This window comes from Clostridioides sp. ES-S-0190-01 (genome assembly GCF_020658275.1).
GTDB lineage: Bacteria > Bacillota > Clostridia > Peptostreptococcales > Peptostreptococcaceae > Clostridioides.
In genome coordinates, this window is the sequence record NZ_JACVWA010000052.1 from 1 (window position 1) to 2844 (window position 2844).

Annotated in this window: 1 rRNA gene; it reads right to left on the bottom strand. The window is 49.6% G+C overall.

Annotation, left to right across the window (positions count from 1 at the left end):
• Positions 1-4: 4 nt before the first annotated feature.
• A 23S ribosomal RNA gene (locus IC214_RS20185) occupies positions 5-2844 on the bottom strand; the annotation flags it as partial.

Consider the following 2844-nt stretch of genomic DNA (forward strand, 5'->3'; position numbering starts at 1 on the left):
AATATTGGTCAAGTCCTCGACCTATTAGTATCGATAAGCTAAATACATTGCTGCACTTACACCTTCGACCTATCAACCAGATAGTCTTTCTGGGGTCTTACCCTTGCGGTGGGAAATCTTATCTTGAAGTTGGCTTCGCGCTTAGATGCTTTCAGCGCTTATCCATTCCGTACATAGCTACCCAGCCATGCCCTTGGCAGAACAACTGGTACACCAGAGGTACGTCCATCCCGGTCCTCTCGTACTAAGGACAGGTCTCCTCAAATTTCCTACGCCTGCGACGGATAGGGACCGAACTGTCTCACGACGTTCTGAACCCAGCTCGCGTACCACTTTAATGGGCGAACAGCCCAACCCTTGGGACCTACTACAGCCCCAGGATGTGATGAGCCGACATCGAGGTGCCAAACCTCCCCGTCGATGTGGACTCTTGGGGGAGATAAGCCTGTTATCCCCAGGGTAGCTTTTATCCGTTGAGCGATGGCCCTTCCACGCAGAACCACCGGATCACTAAGTCCGATTTTCATCCTTGCTCGACCTGTATGTCTTGCAATCAAGCTCTCTTTTGCCTTTACACTCTACGTACGATTTCCGACCGTACTGAGAGAACCTTTGAGCGCCTCCGTTACCTTTTGGGAGGCGACCGCCCCAGTCAAACTGCCCACCTGACAGTGTCCCAAGACCAGATTCATGGCCTATGGTTAGAGTCCCAGTACTACAAGGGTGGTATCCCAAGGATGGCTCCGCCAAAACTGGCGTCCTGGTTTCAAAGCCTCCCACCTATCCTGTACATGTAGTACCAAGACCCAATGTCAAGCTACAGTAAAGCTCCATGGGGTCTTTCCGTCCTGTCGCAGGTATCCGGCATCTTCACCGGAATTACAATTTCACCGAGTCTGTTGTTGAGACAGTGCCCAAATCGTTACGCCTTTCGTGCGGGTCGGAACTTACCCGACAAGGAATTTCGCTACCTTAGGACCGTTATAGTTACGGCCGCCGTTTACTGGGGCTTAAGTTCACTGCTTCGATTACTCTAACAGATCCCCTTAACCTTCCAGCACCGGGCAGGCGTCAGCTCCTATACATCGTCTTGCGACTTAGCAGAAACCTATGTTTTTGGTAAACAGTCGCTTGGGCCTATTCTCTGCGGCCACCGTATGGTGGCACCCCTTATCCCTAAGTTACGGGGTCATTTTGCCGAGTTCCTTAACAACAGTTCTCTCGCGGGCCTTAGGATACTCTCCTCACCCACCTGTGTCGGTTTGCGGTACGGGTACCTTTAACCTCGATAGAGACTTTTCTTGACAGTGTGAAATCAGCTACTTCGCTACTAAATTTCGCTCCCCATCACATCCCAGCATTATCAAAGCGGATTTACCTACTCTGACTGCCTCAATGCTTGGGCACACATAACCAACAGTGTGCTTAGCTTATCCTACTGTGTCATCCCATCTCTCAAACGGTTATCGGTAGTACAGGAATATCAACCTGTTGTCCATCACCTACGCCTTTCGGCCTCAGCTTAGGTCCCGACTAACCCAGGGCGGACGAACCTTCCCCTGGAAACCTTGGGTTTACGGCCTGTGGGATTCTCACCCACATCTCGCTACTCATGCCAACATTCTCACTCCCATACTGTCCACATGTCCTTACGGTCATGCTTCAACCCGTATGGGAAGCTCCCCTACCCATCATTACTGATGCCGTAGCTTCGGTAGTAAGTTTTAGCCCCGGAAATCTTCGGCGCAGGATCACTCGACCAGTGAGCTATTACGCACTCTTTGAATGAGTGGCTGCTTCTAAGCCAACATCCTGGTTGTCTGTGCAATCCCACATCCTTTACCACTTAACTTACATTTAGGGACCTTAGCTGACGATCTGGGCTGTTGCCCTTTCGACTATGAATCTTATCACCCACAGTCTGACTCCCAAGTATAAGATGACGGCATTCGGAGTTTGATAGTCTTCGGTAGGTGCAATACCCCCTAGGACATTCAGTGCTCTACCTCCGTATCTCTCACCTTGAGGCTAGCCCTAAAGCTATTTCGGGGAGAACCAGCTATCTCCGGGCTCGATTGGAATTTCACCGCTACCCACAAGTCATCCCCGAGCTTTTCAACGCTCGTGGGTTCGGACCTCCACGAAATTTTACTTTCGCTTCATCCTGCTCATGGGTAGGTCGCCCGGTTTCGGGTCTACGTCAAGTAACTGAACGCTCAGTTAAAACTCGCTTTCGCTACGGCTCCACACCTTAAGTGCTTAACCTTGCTACTTAACGTAACTCGTTGGCCCGTTCTACAAAAAGTACGCGGTCACACAAGAAATGTGCTTCCACAGCTTGTAAGTGCAGGGTTTCAGGTTCTATTTCACTCCCCTCCCGGGGTTCTTTTCACCTTTCCCTCACGGTACTATACGCTATCGGTCACTAGGTAGTATTTAGCCTTGGAGGGTGGTCCCTCCTGCTTCCCACAGGGTTTCACGTGTCCCGTGGTACTCTGGATCATATCTGAAGTTTTCTCGTTTGACATACAGGACTATTACCTTCTGTGGTGGGTCTTTCCAAACCTCTTCAATTACGATACCTCTTCGTTTAAGATATGTCCGCAACCCCAATAAAGAAAACTTTATTGGTTTGGGCTATTCCGCGTTCGCTCGCCGCTACTTACGGAATCGAATTTCTTTCTCTTCCTTCAGGTACTTAGATGTTTCAGTTCCCTGAGTTCCCCTCATTAAGCTATGTATTCACTTAATGATACTTAGACATTACTCTAAGTGAGTTTCCTCATTCGGAAATCTTCGGATCAAAGTTTACGTGCAACTCCCCGAAGCTTATCGCAGCTTATC